This window comes from Clostridia bacterium (assembly GCA_019683875.1).
Lineage (GTDB): Bacteria > Bacillota > Sulfobacillia > RBS10-35 > Bu92 > Bu92.
Genome location: JADGHN010000097.1, coordinates 1 through 6827, shown reverse-complemented (window position 1 = coordinate 6827; position 6827 = coordinate 1). Strand labels below are relative to the sequence as shown.

The 6827-nt window shown below is 70.6% G+C and carries 5 protein-coding genes and 1 riboswitch; of the genes, 2 read left to right on the top strand and 3 right to left on the bottom strand.

The genetic code is table 11. From position 1 onward, the window contains the following. Positions 1-302: 302 nt before the first annotated feature. Positions 303-1019, top strand: a complete 717-nt coding sequence (locus IRZ18_07800; GenBank protein ID MBX5477006.1) for a Uma2 family endonuclease — start codon at positions 303-305, stop codon at positions 1017-1019. A 61-nt stretch (positions 1020-1080) separates the two neighbouring features. Here the strand turns inward: IRZ18_07800 and IRZ18_07795 are convergent, their stop codons facing one another. The 3 genes from IRZ18_07795 to IRZ18_07785 are packed head-to-tail and all read right to left on the bottom strand — an operon-like array spanning position 1081 to position 3831. Further along, positions 1081-1842, bottom strand: coding sequence for an ABC transporter ATP-binding protein (locus IRZ18_07795; GenBank protein MBX5477005.1), 762 nt, complete (start codon positions 1840-1842; stop codon positions 1081-1083). Next, a complete protein-coding gene (locus IRZ18_07790; protein ID MBX5477004.1) occupies positions 1839-2861 on the bottom strand; it encodes an iron ABC transporter permease in 1023 nt (340 codons plus the stop codon). The genes IRZ18_07795 and IRZ18_07790 overlap by 4 nt, the downstream gene beginning before the upstream one ends. 10 nt (positions 2862-2871) lie before the next feature. After that, the gene (locus IRZ18_07785; protein ID MBX5477003.1) at positions 2872-3831 is read right to left on the bottom strand and encodes an ABC transporter substrate-binding protein; all 960 of its coding nucleotides are present in this window, start codon (positions 3829-3831) and stop codon (positions 2872-2874) included. Between the two features lie 168 nt (positions 3832-3999). Next, a riboswitch (cobalamin riboswitch) is annotated at positions 4000-4270 on the bottom strand. Between the two features lie 124 nt (positions 4271-4394). On the opposite strand from IRZ18_07785, the gene IRZ18_07780 reads away from it, so the two are divergent. Beyond that, positions 4395-6743: an immune inhibitor A gene (locus tag IRZ18_07780; GenBank protein ID MBX5477002.1), complete on the top strand. Its 2349-nt coding sequence runs from the start codon at positions 4395-4397 to the stop codon at positions 6741-6743. The last annotated feature ends 84 nt before the right edge of the window (positions 6744-6827 follow it).

Genomic DNA, 6827 nt, shown 5'->3' with positions numbered 1-6827 from the left:
CGGGATCGCGCGGACGCGCGGGGCGCACGTGCGAACCGGCCACAGGATCGCCTCCACCCATTGTCTTATCGTCAGATTACCGGATTCCGCGGCCCCCGGAGCGGACAAATTTTCGGAACCCGAAGAATGCCCGTCCGTCCATGGCCTGCGGTGATGCCATCGAAGTTCGCAGACAACAACTCGCCGCCAGCCGCCCGCCTCTTGGCGTGGCCGGCGGTGCGTACAGATCCGGAACGTTAGCGCCCTGTATTGACCCCTTGTGTCCTTTTGTGATACTTTATGGCCCGAAAGGAGTTGGGCTGATGAGATACCTCACCCCTGCGGAAGCGGCTGCGATGTTGAAGCTGCACCCGAAGACGGTGCGTCACAAGCTGCGCACGGGCCAATTGCGCGGCGTGAAGACGGGGAAGGAGTGGCGGATTCCCGAGACGGAACTCGGCGCGCTCATGGATGGGCGCAGCAGCCCCGGCTCGATGTCGCTGGTGTCCGCGGCCAGCTACTTCACGATGCCGGAGGACGTGCACCCCACAGAACTCCTCATGGGCGTCCTAGTGCGGGAGCCATCGCCCACGCCGGCCCACAGCCGGGTGACCAAGCGCGTGTTCCGGGAGCTCGCGCGGCAGGTGGAGGACGCGGGGCTCGGCGAGGTGTTCCTCGCCCCGCAGGACGTCGTGCTCTCGCCCGACACCGTCGTGCAGCCCGACGTGTTCGTCGTCGGGCGGGAGCAGGCGACCATCGTCGGGGAACGGATTCAAGGGGCGCCGTTGCTCGTCGTCGAGGTGGAATCGCCGTCCACGGCGGAGCGCGATCTGACCTCGAAGCGTCTGCTTTACGCGACCCATGGCGTGAAGGAATACTGGTTCGTGTCGCCGAGCGACCAGGCCGTGTGGCAGTTCTGGGATCCGACCGCCACCGGCTACCGGCGCCAGGCTCTCGTTCGGGCGAACGCGGATCTCACCTTGCGGTCCGTCGTGTTTCCGCCGGTCGAGATCGAGGTGCAGTCCCTGTTCCGGTCGTGAGATCGCCGGGGTTCAGGCCGGCCGCCTGACCCCGGCCGACCGCCGGCGACCCTTCGACGGCTCACACAAGCTCCTGCACCGCGCGCCGCGCCTCCGCGCCGCGCACGTCGAACAGCTCCACGACACGACCCGGCGAGAGGACCTCCGCCGGGTCGCCGTGCGCGAAGACGCGGCCACCCTTGAGCGCGAGCGCCTCGTCGGCGAAGCGGCGCGCGTACGCCAGCGCGTGCTCGACCAGGACCACCGCCAGCCCGTCCTCGCGGGCCAGGCGCCGCACGAGGAGCAGCAACTCCAGCGCGTGGTTGACGTCGAGGTTGGCGGTCGGTTCGTCGAGCAGCAGCACGCGCGGCCTTTGCGCCAGCGCGCGCGCCAGCAGCGCCCGCTGCTTCTCCCCGCCGGACAGTGTGGGAAAGCGCCGCTCGGCCAGGTGGGCGACGCCCATCCGCTCCAGCGCTTCCCGCACGATGGCCCGGTCGGCGCGAGACAGCGTCCCGAACCGGCCGAGGTACGGGTACCGCCCCATCTCCACCACTTCCCAGACGGTGAGCGCGAACGGCATCGGCGCCTCCTGCGGCACGACGGCCATCACCCGTGCCCGCCCGGCCGGCGTGTAGGCGGAGAGGGGCTTCCCGCAGAGCCGCACGCGCCCGCGGGCCAGCGGCACCCGCCCGGTCAGCGCGCGGAGGAGCGTCGTCTTGCCGGAGCCGTTCGGCCCGACCACCGCCAGCACACGCCCCGTGACGGCCGCGAGGCTCACGTCCCGCAGCACCGGCGTCCCGCCCAGGCGCACCTCGATCCCTTCGGCCTCCAGAAGCGCGTTCAATCGAGATCCCCCGCATGCTTGCGCGTCCGCAAGAGATAGAGAAAGAACGGCCCGCCGACGAGCGACGTCACCACGCCGACGGGCAGCTCCAGCGGCGCGATCGCCGTCCGCGCCACGGTGTCCGCGAGCACGAGGAACACCGCGCCGAGAAGCGCCGCCCCCGGCACCACCACGCGGTGGTCCGGCCCGCCCAGGAGCCGAACGACATGCGGCGCCACCAGCCCGACGAAGCCGATCATGCCGCTCACGGACACGGCCGCCGCCGCGAGGAGCGCCCCGACCGCGAGGGCGTACAGCTTCTCCCGCTCCACGTTCAGCCCCAGGTGGTGCGACGTCTCCTCCCCGGAGAGGAGAAGGTTCAGCGGCCGCACCAGGGTCCCCGCGGCGACGAGGCCCAGCGCGGCGTACGGCGCGACGAGTCCGACCTGCGCCCAGTCCGCCCCGGTGAGCCCGCCAAGAAGCCAAAAGTACACCGGCTTGAGCCGGTCCGGGTGAAAGTAGACGATGAGCGAGACCGCGCTCGACAGGAACGACGACACGGCGACGCCGGCGAGGAGCAGGTACGTCACCGGCGCATGGCCGTCCACGCGCGCCAGGAGATAGACGAGGACCAACGCGCCCACCGCGCCCAGGAAGGCCGCCGCCGGCACGAGGCGGGCCAGGCCGCCGGCCCAGCCCGCCCCGCCGGCGATCACGCCCGTCATCGCGAGCACCGCCCCCAAGGCCGCGCCGCTCGACACGCCGATCACGTACGGGTCCGCCATCGGGTTGCGGAACAGCCCCTGCAGGATCGCGCCGGCGGCACCCAGGCTCAGCCCCACGAGCGCGGCCAGCGCCACGCGGGGGATGCGGATCTGCCAGAGGATGGCGGCGTCCGTTCCGGCCGCCGCCGGTCCGGCGGCGATCAGGTGCCAGAGCTCCGGCAGCGCGAAGCGGACGGAGCCGGCCGCCACGCCGAGCACGACCGACGCCAGCAGCGCGCCCGCGAGCGCCAGGAGAAGCGGCCGCCGCGACGCCATCCGCGGCATGCTATTTCACCACGTCCGGGTAGAAGTCGTGAGCCAGCGCGCGGATGGCGTCGTCGACGTGCGTGTCGGGCTGCGAGAGAAGCGCGTCGTCCAGCATGTAGACGCGCCCGTTCTTCACCGCGGGAACGCTCCCCCAGCCGGGCCGCTTTCCGGCCTTGAGGTCGTTGAGCGCCGTGTTGCTCGCCGGCCCGATGATCACGTCCGGGGCCTTCCGGATGACGTCCTCCGCGGACGGCGAGGGCCACGGCTGGTCGGCGTCGGCGAGCACGTTGACGCCGCCGGCCTCGCGAATGAGCGCGTCGACGAACGAGCCGGGTCCGGCGCTGTAGATCGGGTCGTTCCAGCTTTCGTAGTAGACCTTCACGCGCTTGTCGGCCGGGATCGCGGCCACGGCCCGCTCCACCGGCTCGATGCCCTGCTTCAGGGCCTCCACGACCTGCTCCGCCTTTTCCTGCGCGCCCGTCACACGGCCAAGCGTTTCGAAGTCGCGGTAGACGCCCTGGACGTCGGACGGCTGCAGGACGAAGACCTTCAACCCGAGCTGGCGCATCTTGTCGAGGTACTGTCCGGGGATGGTGAGGATGAGGTCGGGCTTGAGCGCCACGAGCTTCTCGTAGTCGACGTTGTAGCTGTCCATCGCCGGCAGGCCGGCCACTTCCTCGTACTGCCCGGCGCTCCACTTGTCCACGGCGACGATGCGGTCCTTGAGGCCCAGAGCCAGCAAGATGTCCGTGGCGCTCGGCACGAACGGCACGATGCGCTGCGGAGCCGCGTCGAAGGTCAGCGCGTGGCCGAGATCATCCTTCACGGTGACCGGGTAGGCGGTTTCCGACGCCTGCGCCGGCCCGGCGGGCGCCTGCGTCTGCATCGTGCTCGTCGAGGGCACCTTCGGGCCGCAGGCGGCAAGCATGGAGGCGAGCAGCAGCGATGTCGCCCAGATCGCGGCGTTGCGTGGAATCATCCAGAGCCTTGTCCTCGATCGCATCCAGTTCACCCTCCAATGTCATGGCTCGGCTTGGTTGGGTCACGCGGGTGACGCGTCCCGACGAACGAAAACCCCGGCCGCGAGGCCGGGGTGCGCATAGCAAAAGCCGGAAGTCTCCGGCGCCGTCCCCCTTTCCCTCGAGAGGCTTGGCGCGGCGCTTCGGGCAGGTCTCCTGGCTGACGCCGTACCGTCCGCCCCTTCCCGTCGGAGCGACAGTGGGTCGAAGCGCTCGGACCGCGAAACGCGGTGCAGGCTTCGCCGCGGACGGCTGTTGGCGATCACAGTGGCGGGGCCGCGCCGGATCCGCGCCGCCGGCCAGGCCGAGCCTGCACTGGCGACGCTACCCCGGACTTCCCTATTCTCCGCCTCGCCGCCGCAGCGGCGGCAAGGCGGCACCCGAACGCCCGTATGCGGTTGTGCGAGCCCATTATACCGCAGCGCCGGTCGACACAATCCGAGGCCGTTCGTCAAAGGGGGCCTCGCGCGGGACCACGAATGGTATGGATGTCCAATCTCGATCAGACAATGGAGGGATGCGCATGAACCTGCGTCGTGGTCTGGCGGGCCTCGCGACGGTCGCTCTCCTCGGCGCCCTGTGGCCGGCGGCAGGGGTGTCGGCGGCGCCCGGCGGAGGCGCGGCGCTGTCCCGCGTCCACTACCACTCCCTGGACGTCATGCCGCCCAACGTCCCGGCCATCGCGCGCGCGCTGCAACGGCGCGGCGCGATTCCGTCCACGGCCTCGCCGGACCAGGTGGAAGCGATGGTCGCGCGGTACCTGCACGGCAAGCTCGGCCACATCGCGGAGCGAGCCGCGAAGGACGGCGACCCTGCCCGCGAAGCCCGCGTGGCGGACGCGGTGAACCAGGTGGACAAGGGGCTTCTTTCGGGAGGCGGGCGCAAGCTCGGACAAACCAAGGGCGCCACCGTGCCGGGGATCCAGCCTCGCACGGCCCCTCTCGTGAACAGCCAGACGCTCCTCGTCCTGCTCGTCGACTTCGCCGACGGGCCGGCGCACGGCCAGCTCGACTGCTCCAACGCGACGGAGTTCGACTATTGCCCCACGGACACGTCGACGGAGCACTTTGAGCGCATGCTCTTCGCCGGCGACCCGGACGACCCGCAGCACTTCAGCAGCGCGAACTTCGACGGCCAGACCGTCTTCATGCCGACCCTCAAGGGCTACTACGAACGGCAGTCGAACGGCGCCTTCACCGTCGACGGCGCCGTGTTCGGGTGGGTGACGGTGCCGCATCCGGAGTCGTACTACGGCAGGGACAGCGAGAACGGCGTCGACGACGCCGGCCCGGCCGACCCGCGCGACCTCGTCCGCGACGCCGTCGACGCCGCGGTGGCCGCCGGCCTCGACCTGTCGGAGTTCGACCAGGACGGCGACGGCATCGTGGACCACCTGCTCGTCATCCACGCCGGCGCGGGCGAGGAGGCGGGGGGCGGCGCGCAGGGCGACGACGCCATCTGGTCGCACTCCTGGAACCTGCAGAGGCCGTATGCGCCCGAGGGCAGCCGCACCGCCGTCTACACCTACACCATGGAGCCCGAGGACGGCGCGATCGGCGTCTTCGCGCACGAGTTCGGCCACGACCTCGGCCTGCCGGACGAGTACGACGTGGCCTACAGCGGCGCAGGCGAGCCGGTCGCGGCCTGGAGCCTGATGAGTTCCGGCGCCTGGAACGGGAAGCCGGCCGGCACGCAGCCCTCCTTCATCGACCCCTGGGGCCGCATGGTGCTCGGCCTCCTGTGGGGCGGCCAGTGGGTGCGGCCGACGGTCGTGTCCTTCGACCAGATCCCCTCGAGCGGTCTGACGGCCCTGCTGGACGAGGCCGAAGCCTGGGGCCAGAACCACCAGGCGATCCGCATCAACCTGCCGGGCAAGATGATCGTCTACAACCGGCCGGCCTCCGGGTCATGGGAGTTCTGGAGCACCCGCGGCGACCAGATCGACACCACGATGACGTCCGTGCCGATCGACCTGACGGCCGCCCGCTCCGCGACGCTCTCGTACGACACGTGGTATCGCCTGGAGCCGAACTGGGACTTCAGCTTCGTGCAGGTCTCCACGGACGGCGGCCAGACGTGGACATCGCTCGCCACGCCGCACACGACGAGCGACCCGAACAATCCCGACGTCTACCCGACGATTCCCGCGAACCTGCCGGGCTACACGGGGGACAGCGGCGGCTGGCTGCATGAGACGATCGACCTGAGCGCCTACGCCGGCCATCAGGTCCAGCTGCGTTTCCGCACGATCACCGACTGGGCCACGAACGAAGAGGGGTTCTTCGTCGACAACGTCGTCGTCACGGCGGACGGCGCCACCGTGTTCAGCGACGGCGCGGAAGACGCGGCCGACGCGCTCTGGACGTTCGACGGGTACGTCCGTTCCCAGGGCTCCGACGGGCCGTTCTCCCACTACTACCTGCTTGAGTGGCGCCAGTGGACGGACAGCGACGCCGGCCTCCAGTACGCGTATGGACGGCCGGTGCCGTACAACCCCGGCCTCGTCGTCTGGTACCGCGACACGACGTACACCGACAACATCACGCAAGCCCACCCGGGCTACGGGTTCCTGAGCGTCGTCGACGCGCATCCGAAGGTGCTGACGGCGCCGGGCGGCCACATCCTCCTCACGTGGCTCCAGATGTTCGACTCCGCCTTCAACAACCGGCGCGGCCAGGACCTCGACCTCCGCTGGGCGGGCCTGCACAAGTACAATGCGCCACAGGCGGAGACGTACTTCGACGACACGGACGACGACTGGAAGAAGCAGGCGCCGGACGCCGGCCTGATCCTCCCGGGATACGGCATCCACGTGCGCGTGACGGGTCAAGCGGCGGACGGCACGGTGGGGCAGATCCTCATCTCGCGGTGACGTCGCGTTCGGCGGAATCGCTCGGGGGAGGGGGGGGGGGCGGGCGGGCCCCCCCCCCGGGGGGGGCGAGCGGGGGGGGGGCCC